Consider the following 17,188-nt stretch of genomic DNA (forward strand, 5'->3'; position numbering starts at 1 on the left):
GGCAGCGGACAAATCAAATTCAAGACAAACCACCGAAGTGGCATCAGTCGTACCCAGAGTCACGCCGCCGGCACGAGCCAATTCCATCATTACTGTCAGACCCTCCTGCAATGCTTTGGGTATGGGCGGCACAGCGGTACAGGGCGTGGACGGCAGGGACGCGATTGCAGCTGCCCTGGCGTCTGTGACCGGGTTCGCTGACGAGCTTGCGGGTGTTGTTGCCGGCAACTCTTCCGACTGTGAAGAAAGTGATCCATTACGGGCGTTCGCTACGGACTGCCTGGACGGGTTGGCGTTGCTCGCCGGACTGGAGGCGGCCACTGCGGCGGTGAAAGTGCGTTTGGTGGCTGGGCATGCCGGGGCAGTTGCCGCGCTGCAGGACCCGGACGCCGGTCCGCAGTGGGTGGCCGGCCAGCAAATGGCTGTGGTCGCCGAAGTCGCCTGCGTCCTGACCATCGGCGAACGCGCCGCTGGCGCGCTGATCGGTGCATCGCACGCCTTGACCAGCAGCCTGCCTGCAGCATTGGGTGCGCTGCAGGCCGGGACGGTGTCCTGGCAGAACGCCCAGGTCCTGGTGGACGAGGCCACGGGCCTGAACGCCGCCGGCGCGGCGGCCCTGGAAGCTCACTTCCTCACCCCCGGCGCGGCTGGTCCTGACGCACTTGGGGCCGGGCCCGGGGGTGTGGCGGGGGAGCTGCCGCCGGCGAGGTTGCGGCGGAAGGTGCGGTCCTGGCGGGAACGCCACCACCCGGAATCGATCGAGACCCGGCATGCCCGGGGCGTGGCGGAGCGGCGGATGGAGTATTCTCCGGACCGGGATGGGATGGGCTGGGTCTCGCTGTTGCTGCCCGCCGAGCAGGCCAACGCGGCATGGAACCGGACCAGGGCACTGGCCCGCGGCCTCCACGGCCCGGACGAGCCCCGCACCCTTTCCCAACTGATGGCCGACATCGGCGCCGCGGCGCTGCTGAGCACCGGGGCAGCGGCTGGCTTGGCGGAGGTCTCGTCACCGGCGGCGCAGGTGCTTGTCACCGTCCCCGTGTTCTCCCTGCTTGGCCTCACTGACGAGCCCGCGGTGCTGGATGGTCATGGCCCGGTTCCAGCGTCGATGGCCCGGCAACTCGTCGCCGACGGGGCGGCGTCGTTCTACCGGGTGCTGGTGGACCCGCGGGACGCGGCGCCGCTGGAGATCGGGCGCAAGAACTACCGGATACCGGCGGCCATGAGGCGGTGGCTCCGGTTGCGGGACGGCAGGTGCCCGTTCCCCGGCTGCAGCAACGCCTCGCTCGATAACGAAGCCGATCATCTGCTGGCCTGGCATCAGGGCGGGACCACCGGGATCAGGAACCTGGGCCAGCTCTGCCCGAAACATCACCGGATGAAACACGCCAGCGGCTGGGAACCCACCCCGGCAACAAAGAACGAACCACCGGGCTGGATCTCCCCGGCAGGCCGCACCTACAACAGCGAACACCAGGACTGGGAACCACCACACCTGCCACGCATGGGCGAGGCGCAAGGCCTGCCGGAGGCCGATCACTCATGGATCTTGGCAGAGACGGGCGAGCGGCAAGGCTGGCCGGACATGCCGCACCCGGACACTTGGCCGGACTTCGACCGCCTGTACCCCGAACCGCCCATCGAGGAGCCGCTGAGCGGGAACTTGGAGGACCCCGACGACCTTCCGGCCGATGATGACCTTTGGGAGGAGTTCTACGCCCTGCCGTTTGTCCTGCCAAGGGACCCGTTCGAGGACCGGGAGCAGGCGCCCGTGTAGCGGCTTGCGCGCTGCGCTGTCCCCGCCGCAGGATGGGGCCGGTACTGTAGTTGGTTTCGAGGAGGCTGCCCCATGATTGAGATCCTGAATGCCGCCGAGGTGGCCCGGGCGAAGGAAACCGGCACCTTGGTGGCCAACATCCTGCACATGCTGAAGAGCCGCACAACGGTGGGCACCAACCTCCTGGAAATCGACGCCTGGGCCAGGGACATGATCCTCGAAGCCGGCGCGGAGTCCTGCTATGTCGATTACGCGCCATCCTTCGGGCGGGGACCGTTCGGCCACTACATCTGCACCGGCGTCAACGATGCCGTGCTGCACGGGTTGCCGCACGATTACGCCCTGGCGGACGGGGACCTACTGACGCTTGACCTCGCCGTCCTGAAGGGCGGGGTGGCGGCGGACTCCGCCATCAGCTTCATTGTGGGCGAAAGCAAGCACCCGGAGAGCGTGGCCCTGATCGAGGCAACGGAGCGGGCACTGCGGGCAGGGATCGCCGCTGCCGGACCGGGGGCGCGCATCGGCGACATCTCGCACGCCATCGGCTCGGTCCTCAGCGACGCGGGATACCCCGTCAACACCCAGTTCGGTGGCCACGGCATCGGATCCACCATGCACCAGGACCCGCACGTTCCGAATGCCGGACGTCCCGGCCGCGGCTTCAAGCTTCGGCCCGGACTGCTGCTTGCGCTGGAGCCGTGGGTCATGGCGGACACCGCAGAACTGGTCACCGACGCCGACGGGTGGACGCTCCGGAGCGCGACGGGCTGCCGTACAGCGCACAGTGAGCACACGATCGCCATTACCGCCAGCGGTGCCGAGATCCTGACCCTGCCGCCGCAGGGGCTTTCGTAAGTAAACGCCTCTGGCGGGCAGAGCAGGCCGGCAGCCGCTACTCCTTGAACAGCCCCGCAAGGTCCTCGGCCGTGATGGCCCCGCCAGCGAGGGCATCGCCCTCCATGACGTCGGCGAACAGCTGCGACTTCCGGGCCTTCAGCGCCATGACCTTTTCCTCGATGGTGTCCTTGGCCACCAGGCGGTACACCATCACGTTCCGGGCCTGCCCGATCCGGTGCGTCCGGTCCACGGCCTGGGCCTCCGACGCCGGGTTCCACCAGGGATCCAGCAGGAAGACATAGTCGGCCTCCGTGAGGTTCAGCCCGAAGCCGCCGGCCTTCAGCGAAATCAGGAACACCGGAGCGCTGCCGTTCTTGAACTCGCTGACCACGTCGGCACGGTTGCGGGTGCCGCCGTCGAGGTAGCAGTACTCGATGCCCTCCTCATCAAGCCGCTCGCGCACCTTCCCCAGGAACCCGGTGAACTGGCTGAAAATCAGCGCCCGGTGGCCCTCCGCCACCAGGTCCTCGAGCTGTTCGAACAGGACATCCAGCTTGCTGGACCGGATCCCGGTCAGGGCCGGGTCAACAAGGGAGGCGTCCAGGCTCAGCTGCCGCAGCAGGGTCAGTGACTGGAAGATGGTGAACCGGTTCCTGTTCACGTCCTCGATCAGCCCCAGGATCTTCTGCCGCTCGCGCTGCAGATGCGTCTGGTAGACCTTCTGGTGCCGCGGGTTCAGCACCACCTCCAGGATCTGCTCCTGCTTGGGCGGCAGGTCCTTGATCACCTGGTCCTTGGTGCGGCGCATCATCAGCGGGCGGACCCGGCGGCGGAGCTTGTCCAGCTGCCCCTTGTCGCCGTTTTTCTCCACGGGCTTCTGGTAGTACTCCGCGAACCGCTTGGGACTGGAAAACAGGCCCGGCGCCACAATGGAGGTCAACGCCCAGAATTCCATGAGGTTGTTCTCCAGCGGCGTCCCGGTGATGGCCAGCTTGAAGGCGGCCGGCAGCTTGCGGGCGCACTGGTAGGCCTTGGACTGATGGTTCTTCACGAACTGCGCCTCGTCCAGCACCAGGCCGGACCAGGAACGGGAGGCGTAGGAGTCGTAGTCGATGCGGAACAGCGCGTAGGACGTGATGACAACATCCGCATCCGCGAGTGCGGCCACGGGATCCTGCCCGCTCTTGGCGAACGTCTCGCCCACCGCCTGCACCTTCAGCCCGGGCGCGAAGCGGGCCGCTTCGGCCGCCCAGTTGCCCACCACGCTGGTGGGAGCCACCACCAGGAACGGCGCGACGGCGGCTGGCTGGCTGGAGGAGCCGGCGGCAGCACCGCCGTCGTGCGCCTTTGCATCGGCGCCGGCTGCGGCAACAGCCTGTTCCTTCGCCGCGCACATCAGGGCCAGTGCCTGCACGGTCTTGCCGAGGCCCATGTCGTCGGCAAGCACGCCGCCCAGGCTGTGCTTGTACAGGAAGGTGAGCCAGTTGAAGCCCTCCAGCTGGTAGGGCCGGAGCTCCGCGTCCAGCGACGCCGGCAGCGGCAGCCCGTCCGAGCCGCCCTCCAGGAGGCCGCCCACGGCCGAACGCCAGGCCGCAGCCTGCTGGTCCACGATCCCCAGCTGCGCCAGCTCGTCCCACAGCCCTGCCTGGAAGCGGCTGATCTGCAGCGGAGCGTCCTTGTTGTCCTGCAGCGACCGCGCCTCTTCAATCAGCGCCCGCAGCTGGTGCAGTTCCGGCAGGTCCAGGGAGAAGTACGCGCCGCTGGGCAGCAGCATCTTGGTCTGCCCGGCGGCCAGTGCGGAGAACACGGCAGCGAAGGAGACCGGCTGCCCCTCGAGGGAAATCTGGATGCCCAGGTCGAACCAGTCGCGCTGCTCGGTGGCCTTGGTGGAGATGGAGACCACCGGTGCTTCCTCGGCCTCCCGGTAGTCGGCGATATCGCCCGCTGTCTCCACCTCAACGTACGGCGCCTGACGGAGCCGCGGCAGCACCTCCTCGGTGAAGGCCAGCGTGTCCAGGCCCTTCAGCTCGGCCGACGCCGCCAGCCGGGGAGTGCCCCAGCCTCCGGTTGCGGACTCACCCAGGGCAGGAACCACGTCCCAGGGCTGGCCGATGCCTTCCAGGATGCGCGCCTCCGCAGCGTCGTCGCGGTAGCCGTGGTCGCCGGGGTGGCGCCACAACGGCTGGGCGGTGACCAGGTTGCCGCTCTTGTAGTGCCACTCCCAGTGCAGGCGCACGCGGTGGTCGGCGCCGTAGTTTGCCAGCAGCGAGAGGCTGGGAACGGCAAGGGCGGGCAGCTCCACCGACTCGTCCCGTGCAGTTACCCGGGCCTTCTGCTTAAGTTTCGGATAGAAGCCGGTGAGGAACCGCGATTCGTCCTTGGCGGGGATGTGGAGGGTGCTGCCGGCCGTGACGAAGGCCAGGAGTTCCTCGCTCAGTCCGGCCTCCAGCGGTGCCAGGGTGATGACGCCGTCGGGATCAGGGACACCTGGCAGCGCCGCTTCACCCGTGGTGAAGAACAGCCCGTGCGCCGGCCGCCCGATCGTCCCCACCGATGCGGGATCAACCTGGGTTCCCTCCACGGTGATGGTGGAAGAAAGTTCCAGCCCGCCGTCGGGCGCGGCGTCCTGTCCGCCGTCGCCCCCGGCCTGCGCGCCGTATCGCCCCAGGTTGAGTCCGACGGCGGCGGGGGCCTCTGCGATCCGGACCGGCTCGGTGCCGCGCGAGTGCACCAGTGCGAGCCCGATCTTGCGGGCATCGGACAGCAGGCTCCACAGGTTCTTGCCCGAGTAGGAGTTCAGGCCCAGCCACAGGCCGGACGAGTTGTGCATCCGGCTGGCGGAGGCGGAGTGTGCGGCCAGGAATTCCTGCATCCACTCGATATGCGCCTCGTTGCACTCCCGGCGGAAGTTCAGGTAGCTCAGGGTGTTCCAGGAGACGTCGCCGCGGATCCACTTGCCCTTGGCGCCCATGATCACCGGACGGGCCTTGAGCTGGCGGACGCTGCGTACCGGATCCCGGCGGCCGGTGTAGGAAAAGTGCGGTGCCGGTTCCTCGATCTCGAACTGGAGCGCCAGCGGGACGCCGTTGGCGGCGGGTGCGTTTCCGGCCTGCGAGATGAGCGGGCTGAGTGCCTGCTCCCAGTCGGACAGGACTGCGCCGGCGGGCTCCCGCGACACCTGGGTGGCAACCCCCGGGGACAACAGCTGCACGCGGATGGCCGGGTTGTCCTCCGCGGCAAAGAGCAGGGCGGCCACGTGCTTGCAGTCCTTGCGCACCGGGCAGCTGCAGACGCCCACAGTGCAGCTCCAGCCGCCACCCCTGCGGACCAGCTTGGCGGTGGTGGAGTAGGGCACATCGGCACCGCCCCGAACCTTGCCCAGCATGAGCCCGGTCCCGGCGTCGAACGAGATCCCGGAGACGCGGCTGCCCATGGCGTAGGCGAGCCCGGCCGCAAGGGAGCGGTCGTTGATTGCGGGGGTCTGTATTGCCAGATCCGTACTCTCGTCCGGTTGGGATGGAATGGCGCGCGCTACTTTCGGCAGGACACGGCGGAGCCGGGTCCGGTGGTTGGCTATCTGATCCATCTTAGTTCGCCGGGGTGGGAGACGTGTGCCCTTGTCCCGCCGATGGTGGGCGCTGGTCAGATACGCGTCCGTGGCGTGCTAGCCACAGCGCCCTCCTGCTGAAACAGGAGGGCGCTGTCCCTGAATGCATTGAGGCACTTCTGGAAGGACGTGCGGGGTTCCAGCGTGTACGATCCGTCGCCGAATAGTTCAAACGTGAACGATTCCGTGTACTCCAACTGCCCTAACGCACGCAGGATTGCCGTCAGGTCCAGGTTGCCGTCTCCCCAAGCCAAGTGACCGGCGGGTGAGCCATCTATCAGGTGTACGTGGCGCACCCTTTTCCCAAAAGCCTTGCCATAGTCACTGATCGCATCTCCTGCCACTGCCAATGCCACAGTGTCGATCACCACCCCAAGGGCAGGATGCCCCACGTCCTCGACCATGCGTCGAAGCGATGACAGGTCGGTGACCAGATTCGACTCCACCCGCTGCAGCGGTTCCAATACGCAGGACACCCCCAGTTCCGAGGCCCGTTCACTGATCGCCTGCAGGGCAAGGACACTTCGTTCCCAGGCGAATTCCAACGGCTCGTCCTCGTAACCGCGGCCGGAAGTGAGGAACAACAGGGGCGATTCCAGCTCACTGCATATTTCGGCAGCCCGGAGGAAAAGCTGCACGCTGCCCTCCCGCAGCCATGCCTCGCCTGAAGCGATGTTGACCGGGTAGGCCACCTGCTCAGGCGTCAGGCAGGCTAGGGAGAGCCCACGTTCACGCAGCAGCTTCGCTACCTTCTTGACCCGGTGCCCGTCTGCGTCCGCGAGGTGCAGGTGGGGAGCTATGCCCCACAACTCCACCTTGGTGCGCCCCAGCTCCACCATGTCGTCCAGGCAACGCTCAAGGGTGTGGTGCTGATACGCGAAGTTGGAGCCACACACTTGGTCCAGGCCGAAACCGGCCACCATCACTTCCCCACGCCGTCTGCCAGGCCCCGGATGAAATAGCGCTGGCCCGCGAAGAAGAGCACGATCACTGGGACGGCGGCGATGGCCATTCCCGCAAACACCACGGGATAGTCCGTGCCGTGTTTGGCCATGAGATTCGTAAGTCCCACCGGCAGCGTCTGCAGCGCCCCGCCGCTGGTGAAGATCATGGCGAAAAGGTATTCATTCCAGGTGAAGAGAACGTTCAGCAGGATGGTGGAGATGATGATTGGCCGGCACATCGGCAGGATGACCTGCCAGAACGCCCGTGCCTTGGAGGCGCCGTCCACGGAGGCGGCCTCATCCACCTCCGACGGCAAATCCAGCATGTAGGCACGGATCAGGAAGGTGGTGAACGGAACCCGAAAAGCTGTGTAAAGAATCAGCAGCGCCCAGAAGCTGTTGTAGAGGCCCAGGGCCTGGAACATCTTCACCAGGGGAATCAGGGCCACCGTCGGCGCCAGCATCAACCCGGCCAGGATCAGAATCAGGATGGTCCGGTTGAAGGGAATCTTGACCCTGGTCAAGCCGTAGGCAGCCCAAGCACTGATCAGCACTGTGGCTACCGTGGAGGCCAACGTGACAAGTACGCTCGTGGTGAGATAGTCACCCACGCCGCGGTTCCAGGCGGTCACATAGTTTTCCCACCGCCAGGTTTCCGGAAGCGCAAACGGATCGGCGAACAATTCGGAATTCGATTTCACCCCGTTCAGCAGCATCCACAGCAAGGGGTAGATAACAACGATAGCCAAGGCCACCAGGAAGGCCTGGACAAAAACCCGTCCCAGGAGCATCAGGACTGAAGCGCGCGTCACCATTCCACCCTCCTGCGCTTGGCCAGCCGGAGCTGGAGTACTGCGAGGACGAGCGTGATGACGAAAACAGCGGTGGCAATGGCGGCTGCATAGCCGAAGTCGTTGCGGACAAAACCGCTGCGGTAGAGCCAGGTGCCCAGGACCTGGCTGGAATTGTTGGGGCCACCCGTGGTCATGACCATCACCTCGTTGAAAACCTGGAAGGCCCCTGAGACTGTCACTATCATCATGAGGCTGCTCATCTCGCGGACAAGGGGCAGGGAAATAGAGAAGAACCGGCGGACGGGGCCAACGCCGTCGATTGACGCCGCCTCGAAAAGCTCGGTGGGAATACGTTGCAGCGCCACTGCGAAGAGCAGGGTGCAGTAGCCAAAGCCCTGCCACTGGCTCATGGCGATTATGCCGAAGATCGCGGTGTTTTCCTGGCCGAGCCAGGCTTGTGCGAGGTGTCCGAGCCCCAGGGTTTCAAGCGCGGCGTTCAGGATGCCCATACGCGGCTCATAGATGAAATAGAACAGGAGCCCGGCCACGGTCAGGGATATCGCGGAGGGAACGAAGTAGATTGCCCGGAGAGCACCCCGCCACCGCTGACTGGGCAATCCCTCGACAAGAGCTGCCAGAACCAGCGCTCCGAACACCTGGAAGATGATTGAGATCCCGGCATAAAGGGTGTTGTTGACGAGCGATTTCCAGAAAATCGGGTCATTGACCATCTTGACGTAGTTGTCGGCACCAACAAAGGTTTGTCGACCGCTGTAGATGTCCCACTTGAGGAGGCTGAAGCCCAAATTCTGCACGAGTGGCAGGTAGCAGAAGACACTAAGGAGCACGACTGCAGGCAGTACCCACACCATGTTGCGCCACCGGCGGGCGCTACTCCCGGGCCTTTGCCGGCCGCTGGGGAGACTTCTGGTGTCAGATCCGGAGGCCGAAGGAGCCGGCCTCCGGATCGTGTTGGAAGCTGTCATGGCAGGATCCGCTACCTGGCTGAGTTGGAGGCGGAACGTACAGCGTCAAGGACTTCTTGTGGGGACTGGGTCCCGGCTACAAGGGCTTCGCCGCCGGCGAGCCAGGCGTCGGCCACCTCCGGAACGGTGACTGAGTCCAGCCAGATGATGGCGTCGGATGCTTCATTCACCTGCTTGATACCCTCTACCACCGGTCCGGATGAGTTTTGCTCCGATACCGCGCCCCTGACAGCGCTGGGCTGGCCGTAAGGCGGCGATGAAAGCCTCGTGGCGTTCTCCTTGCTCGTGGCGAATTTCATGAAGTCAACAGCCAGTGCCGCGTTTTTCGATTTGGCATTGATCAGGTATCCCTCCGGAGAACCTTCAATTGCCTTTGTGTCGCCCTTCGCCGTGCTTGAGGGGGGCAGCCTGAAGATGCCCAGACCGTCGTTTTTTAGCCGGGATCCCTCCGAGGCCGTTGTGTCGAATTCGAGGACCTCCTGGTAGTACATTCCGGCGGCACCGGTAGCCAATGCCTGCTGGGCGGTGGTGTATAGGACGCCGTTCGAGTCCTTGCCGCTGCCAGTGCACTCGTTGATGAGCTCCGTGAACTGTTCCATGGCCCGGAGGTAGCCCTGATTCTCGAGCTTCGCCGTTTGCGGGTCGAAGTCGGCTTCCAATTCTTCAGCAGGGACCTCATAGGCGAACAACTGTTGCAGGTAGTGCAGGCCCGGCCAGCCGTCTTTGTTCCCAAACGCAATAGGTTCGTAACCGGCCCCTTTGAGTACTGAGCAGGAGGAGATCAGTTCCTCGAAGGTAGACGGCGGGTTGAGGCCCAATTCCTTAAAGACTTTCTGGTTGTAACCCATGAATTTGCCGTTGTTGTAGAGAGGAACGGCAAAGTACTTGCCGTCCTTCTCGAAGGCCTTGAGCGACGACTCGCCGAAGGTGTTTCCCCAGTCGGTTCCAGGGGCAATAGCCGGCGTCAGATCCGCTGCAAGGCCACCGTCGATGAAGTTGTCTGCCCAGTTCCCCGCCCACGTGAAGTAGATGTCCGGCAGCGCTTGGGATGCGGTGAGCGTCTTCGTTTTGTCCTTGATGCTCTGGTCAGTTTCCTGGATGAGTTCGAAGGAGACATCCGGGTGGAGTTTGGTGTACTCCGCTGCCAGGTCCTCGAAGTACGGTTCGAGGGGATCCCCGCCAAACTTGGTAAGGAGGCTCAGAGTTCCCGAGTACTCGGGCTCCTTTTGCAGATCCAACTGTGCAGCGGGCTGGCTCCCGCCGGCGCAACCGGTCAAAGCAAGGGCTGCGCCCGCCAACAGGGCTGTGATCATGTGCGTGCTTTTCCGCATGGGTTTCTACTTTCGCTCGGATGGCTGAATAGCCGAGGTGCGAAGAGCGCCGCCCTTCGTTGGATGGCACCTACACCACGTGTGTTTTTGGGATTAAGTGATACCGGTACCACAGTGAATCATGATTAGCCGCCCCGGGGAAGGGTTTCAGGAGGAAATACTTGCCCTCGGTTTATTCGGCCGCTCGTGAAGGCGCAGGGCCGTCGGAAGAGCGGGCAATAAGGGTGGAGGGCAGTACATGCTTCCTCGGCGCGGAGGAATCACCACCGATGCGGGCGAGGAGCTGCTGTGCAGCGGCGGCGCCCAGCTCGCGCATGGGCTGCTGGATCATGGTCAGGGGTGGTTCCATGACTGCGGCCCACGGGCTGTCATCGAAGCCGATCAGTGACACGTCCTTGAGGATTCGCCGGTTGTGCATGCGTAGTGCATGGAGGGCGCCCACTGTTGCCTCGGTTTCCGTGGTGAAGACGGCAGTGGGGGGATCGGCCAGGGCCAGCATCCCGCCGATGGCCCTGGTTGCCTGTCTTTCATTTTTTAGGACGTGCGTTACCAGGGCGGTGTCGAACGGTATGCCGGCTTCTTCCAGGGCATCCAGATAACCGCGAAGGCGTTCACCGTCACTCCAGAGGGCCTCATCGAGGATTTTGTGCATCTGCTGCAGGTCCGTTGCGGGGCTTAGGGTCACCGGGCCCCAAGCGAAAGCAATCCTGTGATGGCCGTTCGCAATCAACGACGCGACGGCGGAGCGGGCGGCTTCCCGGTTATCAATGACCACCGAGTCGATATCCAGGCCGTCCACCAGGCGGTCGATAAGGACCACCGGTATTCCACGCTCCATCGCGGCGGAGATGTGGGAGACGTCGTCGTTCCTTCCCGCTGCTGACGCAACAACAAGGCCGTCAACCTGTTTGGCCAGCAGAACGCCGATGGCGTCGCGTTCCAGTTCCAGCTTCTCGTCAGTGCTCAAGGTGATGGCATCGTATCCGGCTTGTTTAGCCGTTTCAGAGATGCCCCTGAGGACCCCCGAAAAGAAGGGGTTGGCCACGTCCGCAAGAACAATGCCCAGCGTTTTGGTGATGCCGGTGCTCATGCTGCGTGCCAGGGTGTTGGCTTGATAGCCCAACCGTTCGGCAGCCAGCAGGACCTTTGCGCGGGTGGCATCACTGACCGAACCGTAGTTGCCCAGGGTGCGGGCGACGGTGGCCCTGCCAACTCCAGCGGCAGCGGCAACTTCCGAAATGGTCGGAGCGCCCCCGTGCTGATGATCCGGCGACATCCGGTTCCCTTTCTGGTCTGGAAACGCCCTGGCGCGGTTCCGATGAGGACAATTCTGCTTCAGATCCTAGTTGCTGCCGCGAAGCGGTGGCCGTGCCCGAATGCACCTTCAACGTAGCACTGCTCGGCGGCCGTTTCCGCGGCGAAAGCAAGGGCACGACGCAGGGAATCTGCAGTTGGCGGGGCATCCCGCGCCCATCCGGACCGAAGGAGGCTCACGCTCAATCCCGTAACGAAGGCGTCTCCGCAGCCCATGGTATCGACGAATCTGTGCACGTCCGTTTGTGCTGCTACTTGCGTGAACAACTGCTCGCCGTCGTACAGTACTGCGCCGGCGGCCCCCCTGGTGGCAACGGCAAGCGAGGCGCCTGCCGCTGTTGCGCGGGCCAACTCTTGTGCAACAGCCTCAAATGGTGCGTTTCCCAGCGATAACAGGGCCAGATCCACGAACGGGGCCGTCCGCCGCAAATATTGGTCGGTCCGGCGCTCCGGCTCCCAGGAATAATCAAAGCTCACCAATGGTCCGGCCGCCCGCAGTGCCGGGAGTTGGTCTTCGGAGGCGGAGTAAACGCTCGAATGCACAAGGGCTGCAGCGGCAAGGTGGTTCCGGTGTTCAGGCTCGAGTACGAACGGTTGGCTGATGGTGACACCCCCTTCGTTCCAGCCCAGGAAGATGCGGTCTCCGTCGATAACCCTTATGTCAGTGACGCCGTTAGGGCCCTGGCGGGTCTGGCACCTGCTGACATCTACTCCCTCCGCTTCCACCGCGGAACGGACAAAGGCGCCCAAAGGATCGGAACCGAAGACACCCATGTAGGCGGATTCGACGCCGAGGTGGCGTGCCATGACCGCAAAGTTAAGTGAGTTTCCACCCGGATAAATAACCCCGCGGTCCAGGAACCGGTCCACGATGTTGTCCCCAAATCCAATTACTTTCATGCTTATCCTGTCTTGACGGCGGTGTCTCCCGCCGGCAGCGTCTCCGGCCTGCGGCCAATGCTTGGCCGCGCCCCGGCAGGGGCGCGGCCCAGGGTGCCTGTCAGTATTCGACGACCCGGTAGTACCGGCGCAGGTCCAGCGAGTGGTTGCGGACCCGTTCCAGATGCTTGCTGATCCGGCCCGCCACGGTGTCCAAAACCAAAGGTGCCAGAAGCCCCCGGAACCTTGGGCTGATGCCAGCCAGTTCATAGTCCTTGGTGTCCAGGATGGTGGTGTTCTTGTTGTAGTTCTCGGCAAACTTGACCACCCTTTCCATGAGCGGCCTGCTCTCGTCTTCGCCCAGGAAAAGTACCAGGCTGGTATCTTCCTCGATCAGTTCCAGGGAGCCATGGAAAAACTCGGCACCGTGGACACGCGTGGTGCGCAACCACTGCATTTCCTCGAGGATGCACATGGAGTACAAGTAGGTGAAGCCCCAGAGATTGCCCGCGCCGACGAGGAAGTGGTAGTCCGTGTCCTTGTTACGTTCCGCGAACGCTTCCGCCACAGGTTCTGCCTGGCGTGCCACCTCAACGAGGACTTCGGGGACGGTCTGGAGTTCGCCCGCGAATTCTTCATACCCCTCAAACTCTCCCCGCGCAGCCAGAAGGCGGGTGGACAGAAGCAGTAAGGGGATGTCGAACGGCCAGGTCTTGGGTTCGGTGATCAGGGCGACATCCAAAGCCTTGGCGAAGGGACTGTCGTCAAAACCGGTGAAGCCGACCGTGTAGGCGCCTTTGGCTTTGGCGAATTCAATCGCCTCGATGATGTCCTCCGTTGTCCCGGAAACAGAGGCAAAAACGGCGACCGATCCGGGCCCGAACGCTGGGTCACCGGTAAGCATCAACTCCTTGCCGATTGCTGCCCGCACGGGAAGGTTGGAATGTGAGCGGATGAAGTGTTCGTAGGGGAGCATCGCGGCATATGTGCCACCGGCCCCAATGAGGAAGAGGTTGTCGAAACCCCGCTCCTGGATAGACTCCACGAACTGTTCGAGTTGTCCACGCAGCGCAAGTGCACTGCGGGTCTGGGCGAGGAATTCCTCTTCTTTGAAGCCGAGCACGGGCTGTCCTTTCGTCTTTTGGGAAGTTGCTGTTGATACGCTTGATACCGGTATCACAACTGCTCAATATGCTTTCACGCCCCTCGCCGGAGGTCAATAGCTGCGCATAGGGGAATTCCAGCAACTACTGCTGCTGGCGGCAGGTCCCCGAAGATGAAAACTTCGCTTGACGTTCACTTCCTACTCAACGGGGCGCGGCCCCGGCGCACGTAGCGTGAAAAGCGTCCCGAGCAGCACCCGCCATCAAGCAGTGAGGATTTCCATGATCACCAGCCAGCCCGCCATCCTGACCAGCAGCAGCATCGAGGCAAGCGATGAGGAGGCAGTAGAGGCAAACGTGAGCGTGGTGGACGCCATGCACACCGCCCTTTTGCACACGGACGAGATGTCGCCGGTGGCCGTGCGCAGTTACTACGTGGACTTCTACCTCGCCCAGGCGCTGGAGGGCGGCTTCGCGCAGTACGCCTTCGTGGCTGGTGACAGGGCCGAAACGGACACCTTCGTCCGCGAAGGCATGGCCGGCATGGGCGCCGCCGCCCACCTGGAGCTCTTCAACCGGGCTGTCGATGCGTATGACCACCTCTCCGACGAGGAGGAGGAGTTCTACCTCGACGGCGGGCTGGACGACACCGGGGAGACCCCCGACGCCGTCCTCCGCATGGAGGAGCTCGACGCCGAGTTCGAGGCGCTGCTTGAGCGGGAAAACATCACAGCGCTCAACGCCGCCTGGCTGCGCGGGCAGGCCGACCTGCTGGTCCTCGACGACGAGGAGGTGGGCGCGTACATCCAGCAGCTCGTTGCCCAGATCCCGGACCTGCCCGAGCGCCAGGCCAAGGCGGAAGCAGAAGCACTTGAAGATGCCCCCGATTTCGAACTCATCATCCGTGAGCTGTGCAGCATCGTGGGCTACGAGCTCGTCAGGATCACCATGGGCGATCCCAACTACATGCACGACGGTGAGAAGACCCTGGCCTGGCACTTCTCAACCGACCATGGCGACTTCCTGATGGTCGAGGAGGACGACGAAGCCTTCATGATCAACCCGGAGACGCTCGAGATCGTTGCCGCTGTGGAGTTCGAAGAGGCCGACGCGGACCTGGTCGGGGCCTAGCAGCCAGGCCGGCGGGCCGGAGCCGGTGCCGCCACGGCGGTATGCGGCCTCGGTCAGCCCCGGCTGTTTTGCTCCAGGGCCGTGGCAAGGATGTCCAGCAGTTCGCCGTCCACCTGCTCCGGGGACGTCACCCGCACCCGGAGGATGAACGGATCGTCCGGACGCGTCCTGATCCTCTCCAGCCGGCCTTCCGGGGGAAGGTCCAGCCGCAGGGTGACATCAACGGCCGTGTTGGTGGACCGGGTGACCTGCGCGAATTTCCTGCGTGCGCTGTGCAGGGACACGTACCCCTTGCGCATCTGGATGTGCACCCCCTCGGTGGCGGACGCCCACGCCAGGATTAGATCGGCGATGGGCCGCAGCTGCGGGTGGCTTGCGTACTGGCCGTCGATCAACTCGTCGGCGTCCCGCAGCATGAATTCCGGATAGCCGAACATTTCCCAGGACACGGCATACTGCGCGTAGCCGGTTACCCCAAAGTTGTCCCGCATCCAGTCGCGGAGCTCCCGATCCGTGCTGATCCCCGCGGCCTGCGCCTGTTCCACCCAGTAGGTGGTGTCCTTGCCGGTCTTGCGCAGCAGCAGCGACTTGTTGTTGTCCACCATTGACTGCCAGGTGCCGGTCTTTTTCCCGGCAGGCTCCTGCGGCCCGTCGTGTTGCGGCCCGGCTGGCCGGGATTCTGGTTGCTGTGGCTCGGCGGTATCAGGCATGCATCGATGGTAAGCACCTTTGGCCACAAGGCGGCTGGAAGAAAAAAGTTCTCCGCCGCCGTAACCTTTCCGCTGCCGGGGGCGATGTAGGAGGTGATGGGTCCGCCAGGCGGGCCCGACCCCCGATAGTTGTCTAGGTTTGGAGTGCTTGATGTCTTTGTTCACCGTTCTCGCCAGCAGTAAAGTCGCCGCGTCAGTCCTGGCCGCCGGCACACTGGCCGTTGGTGGAACCGGCGTCGCTGCCGTTTCCGGCGCCCTCCCCGCTGAAGCCCAGCAGACCGCCCATGAGCTTTTCGGCGCACCCGCCCCGGAGCTGGCTGCCGAGGCAGCTGCCAGCGGACAGGCCACCGCTGAAGCCGCCACCGACGCCGCAGCCGACGCTGACGCTTCCGCAGAAGCCGATGCGGCTGCTGACGCCGACGCGACGGTAACCGGAGACAGCGTCGCGGCCCGGGCTTCGGGCTCCGCCGCCGCCAGCACCGCCGTCGACGCCGCCGGTGCCGCAGCCTTCGGCCTGTGCACCGCCTTCACAAACGGCGGCCTGAACGCCAACTCCGAGGCTTTCTCCTCGCTGGTGATTGCCGCTGACGGCGAAGCCAACGTAGAAAGCTACTGCGCCGATGTTGTTGCCGAGGCCGGCGCCGCCGCCGCTGCTGGCGCGGAGGCCAAGGGTTCCGCTGCCGTTGAGGTTGAGCGTCCCGAGGTTCCTGCGGTTCCTGCGGTTCCGGCTGTTCCCGCCGTTCCCGGCGTGGATGGGGGGCCCGCCGTTCCTGCCGTACCGGCCGTTCCGGCCGAAGCCGGCAACGCCGTGGAAGCCCCCTCGGTTTCCGTCCGCTAACCACGGTTAGCTAGGGTGGACCGCAGCTGTTTACTGCTGCGGCCGCCGCCTGGACTGCAGGACCCGCCCCCCGGGGTCCTGCAGTCCTGGGCTGCCGCCTGATACCGGGCAGTTACAACCGACCATGGGGACTGGCAATCCACACTGGAAAACCGGAAACGGCAGGAGCCGCCTTCCGCGATGGGAGCCGCTGGTGCTGGACACTCTGGCCCAAGAAGAAACCGACATATTCGACGATGCAGCCGGAACAGATCCCGCTGTGCTGTTCGGTGCTGCCTATCGGTCCTTCGCCGGCCCCGTCCAGGGCTATCTCAAGGCCCGTGGCGTGGACGATCCCGAGGCCGTCACCCAGGACGTGTTCATGGCGTTCTACCCCAAAATCGACGCGCTGACCGGCGGCCTGCAGGGCGCCAAATCGCTGATTTTCTCCATCGCCCACGCCCGCATGGTTGACCACTACCGCCGGCTGGAGCGCAGGCCCCAGCTAAGCCCGTACGACCCCCAGCATGATGCCCGCACCACGCCCTCCGCTGAGGACTGCGCCGTGGAGCTGACCGGTGGAGCCGCTGACATGCTGGCCGGACTCAGCGAAGAACACCAGGAAGTCCTGGCACTGCGCGTCGTGGCGGACCTGTCCATCGAACAGGTGGCCGCCATCATGGGCAAAAGCACTGGCGCCATCAAGCAACTGCAGCGCCGGGCCCTTCAAAACCTCAAGGCACAAACGCTCTCAAGAAACCAGGCGAATCATGAGTGACACCGCAGGACCCCGCAGCGACGGATTCGTTGACCAGCTGCTGCTGGAAGCGGAACTGGACGACGACGGCCAGCTCCGCCCCGCGCTCCTGCAGCTCCGTGCCCTGGGCGACGTGACGCCGAAGCCCTCCGCCGGCGTCGCCGCCCTGCTGCAGCGTGCGGAGGCCGTGCAGGCCGCCGT

Annotated in this window: 14 protein-coding genes and 1 pseudogene; 6 read left to right on the forward strand and 9 right to left on the reverse strand. The window is 64.5% G+C overall.

Features of this window, described 5'->3' with window-relative positions; genetic code table 11:
- The first annotated feature begins 121 nt into the window (after positions 1–121).
- Both AC5RTT_RS17115 and map read left to right on the forward strand, forming a co-directional pair.
- A complete protein-coding gene (locus AC5RTT_RS17115; protein ID WP_494146194.1) occupies positions 122–1,777 on the forward strand; it encodes an HNH endonuclease signature motif containing protein in 1,656 nt (551 codons plus the stop codon).
- A 72-nt stretch (positions 1,778–1,849) separates the two neighbouring features.
- Entirely contained in the window at positions 1,850–2,632 is a 783-nt protein-coding gene (gene map, locus AC5RTT_RS17120; RefSeq protein ID WP_494146195.1) for a type I methionyl aminopeptidase, read from the forward strand.
- Between the two features lie 37 nt (positions 2,633–2,669).
- On the opposite strand, the gene AC5RTT_RS17125 is transcribed toward map, so the two are convergent.
- From AC5RTT_RS17125 to AC5RTT_RS17160, 8 genes are all read right to left on the reverse strand, one after another.
- On the reverse strand, positions 2,670–6,137 hold the full coding sequence (locus tag AC5RTT_RS17125; protein ID WP_494146205.1) for a DEAD/DEAH box helicase: 3,468 nt from the start codon (positions 6,135–6,137) through the stop codon (positions 2,670–2,672).
- Positions 6,138–6,256: 119 nt separating this feature from the next.
- On the reverse strand, positions 6,257–7,141 hold the full coding sequence (locus tag AC5RTT_RS17130) for a sugar phosphate isomerase/epimerase family protein (protein WP_494146196.1): 885 nt from the start codon (positions 7,139–7,141) through the stop codon (positions 6,257–6,259).
- A 2-nt stretch (positions 7,142–7,143) separates the two neighbouring features.
- Positions 7,144–7,980: a carbohydrate ABC transporter permease gene (locus AC5RTT_RS17135; RefSeq protein ID WP_494053583.1), complete on the reverse strand. Its 837-nt coding sequence runs from the start codon at positions 7,978–7,980 to the stop codon at positions 7,144–7,146.
- A complete protein-coding gene (locus AC5RTT_RS17140; RefSeq protein WP_494146197.1) occupies positions 7,974–8,807 on the reverse strand; it encodes a carbohydrate ABC transporter permease in 834 nt (277 codons plus the stop codon). The genes AC5RTT_RS17135 and AC5RTT_RS17140 overlap by 7 nt, the downstream gene beginning before the upstream one ends.
- A gap of 149 nt (positions 8,808–8,956) precedes the next feature.
- Positions 8,957–10,276: an ABC transporter substrate-binding protein gene (locus AC5RTT_RS17145; RefSeq protein ID WP_494146198.1), complete on the reverse strand. Its 1,320-nt coding sequence runs from the start codon at positions 10,274–10,276 to the stop codon at positions 8,957–8,959.
- A 172-nt stretch (positions 10,277–10,448) separates the two neighbouring features.
- On the reverse strand, positions 10,449–11,552 hold the full coding sequence (locus AC5RTT_RS17150) for a LacI family DNA-binding transcriptional regulator (RefSeq protein WP_494102499.1): 1,104 nt from the start codon (positions 11,550–11,552) through the stop codon (positions 10,449–10,451).
- Positions 11,553–11,611: 59 nt separating this feature from the next.
- The gene (locus AC5RTT_RS17155; RefSeq protein WP_494146199.1) at positions 11,612–12,490 is read right to left on the reverse strand and encodes a PfkB family carbohydrate kinase; all 879 of its coding nucleotides are present in this window, start codon (positions 12,488–12,490) and stop codon (positions 11,612–11,614) included.
- 100 nt (positions 12,491–12,590) lie between these two features.
- Positions 12,591–13,592: an SIS domain-containing protein gene (locus AC5RTT_RS17160; RefSeq protein ID WP_494146200.1), complete on the reverse strand. Its 1,002-nt coding sequence runs from the start codon at positions 13,590–13,592 to the stop codon at positions 12,591–12,593.
- 262 nt (positions 13,593–13,854) lie between these two features.
- Here AC5RTT_RS17160 and AC5RTT_RS17165 point away from each other — a divergent pair, with 262 nt between their 5' ends.
- Positions 13,855–14,703 (forward strand): DMP19 family protein, encoded by an 849-nt coding sequence (locus AC5RTT_RS17165; RefSeq protein WP_494146201.1) that lies wholly within the window; start codon positions 13,855–13,857, stop codon positions 14,701–14,703.
- A 53-nt stretch (positions 14,704–14,756) separates the two neighbouring features.
- On the opposite strand, the gene AC5RTT_RS17170 is transcribed toward AC5RTT_RS17165, so the two are convergent.
- Positions 14,757–15,413: a DUF5655 domain-containing protein gene (locus tag AC5RTT_RS17170; protein ID WP_494146202.1), complete on the reverse strand. Its 657-nt coding sequence runs from the start codon at positions 15,411–15,413 to the stop codon at positions 14,757–14,759.
- Between the two features lie 151 nt (positions 15,414–15,564).
- On the opposite strand from AC5RTT_RS17170, the gene AC5RTT_RS17175 reads away from it, so the two are divergent.
- The 3 genes and pseudogenes from AC5RTT_RS17175 to AC5RTT_RS17185 form a co-directional block, all read left to right on the forward strand.
- The gene (locus AC5RTT_RS17175) at positions 15,565–16,251 is read left to right on the forward strand and encodes a protein tyrosine phosphatase (RefSeq protein WP_494146203.1); all 687 of its coding nucleotides are present in this window, start codon (positions 15,565–15,567) and stop codon (positions 16,249–16,251) included.
- A gap of 193 nt (positions 16,252–16,444) precedes the next feature.
- Positions 16,445–17,008, forward strand: a complete 564-nt coding sequence (locus tag AC5RTT_RS17180) for an RNA polymerase sigma factor (protein ID WP_494146204.1) — start codon at positions 16,445–16,447, stop codon at positions 17,006–17,008.
- A pseudogene (locus AC5RTT_RS17185) lies at positions 17,001–17,188 on the forward strand (hypothetical protein); the annotation flags it as partial. The gene AC5RTT_RS17180 and the pseudogene AC5RTT_RS17185, both read left to right, overlap by 8 nt.

This window comes from Arthrobacter sp. Y3221157, assembly GCF_059089865.1.

What these genes read in the sequence shown, in the direction of transcription:
- AC5RTT_RS17165 (WP_494146201.1), top strand. Translation starts at nt 13,855, where the DNA reads ATGATCACCAGCCAGCCCGCCATCCTGACCAGCAGCAGCATCGAGGCA.
- AC5RTT_RS17175 (WP_494146203.1), top strand. Translation starts at nt 15,565, where the DNA reads ATGTCTTTGTTCACCGTTCTCGCCAGCAGTAAAGTCGCCGCGTCAGTC.
- AC5RTT_RS17170 (WP_494146202.1), bottom strand. Translation starts at nt 15,413, where the DNA reads ATGCCTGATACCGCCGAGCCACAGCAACCAGAATCCCGGCCAGCCGGG.
- AC5RTT_RS17150 (WP_494102499.1), bottom strand. Translation starts at nt 11,552, where the DNA reads ATGTCGCCGGATCATCAGCACGGGGGCGCTCCGACCATTTCGGAAGTT.
- map (WP_494146195.1), top strand. Translation starts at nt 1,850, where the DNA reads ATGATTGAGATCCTGAATGCCGCCGAGGTGGCCCGGGCGAAGGAAACC.
- AC5RTT_RS17135 (WP_494053583.1), bottom strand. Translation starts at nt 7,980, where the DNA reads ATGGTGACGCGCGCTTCAGTCCTGATGCTCCTGGGACGGGTTTTTGTC.
- AC5RTT_RS17115 (WP_494146194.1), top strand. Translation starts at nt 122, where the DNA reads ATGGGCGGCACAGCGGTACAGGGCGTGGACGGCAGGGACGCGATTGCA.
- AC5RTT_RS17155 (WP_494146199.1), bottom strand. Translation starts at nt 12,490, where the DNA reads ATGAAAGTAATTGGATTTGGGGACAACATCGTGGACCGGTTCCTGGAC.
- AC5RTT_RS17145 (WP_494146198.1), bottom strand. Translation starts at nt 10,276, where the DNA reads ATGCGGAAAAGCACGCACATGATCACAGCCCTGTTGGCGGGCGCAGCC.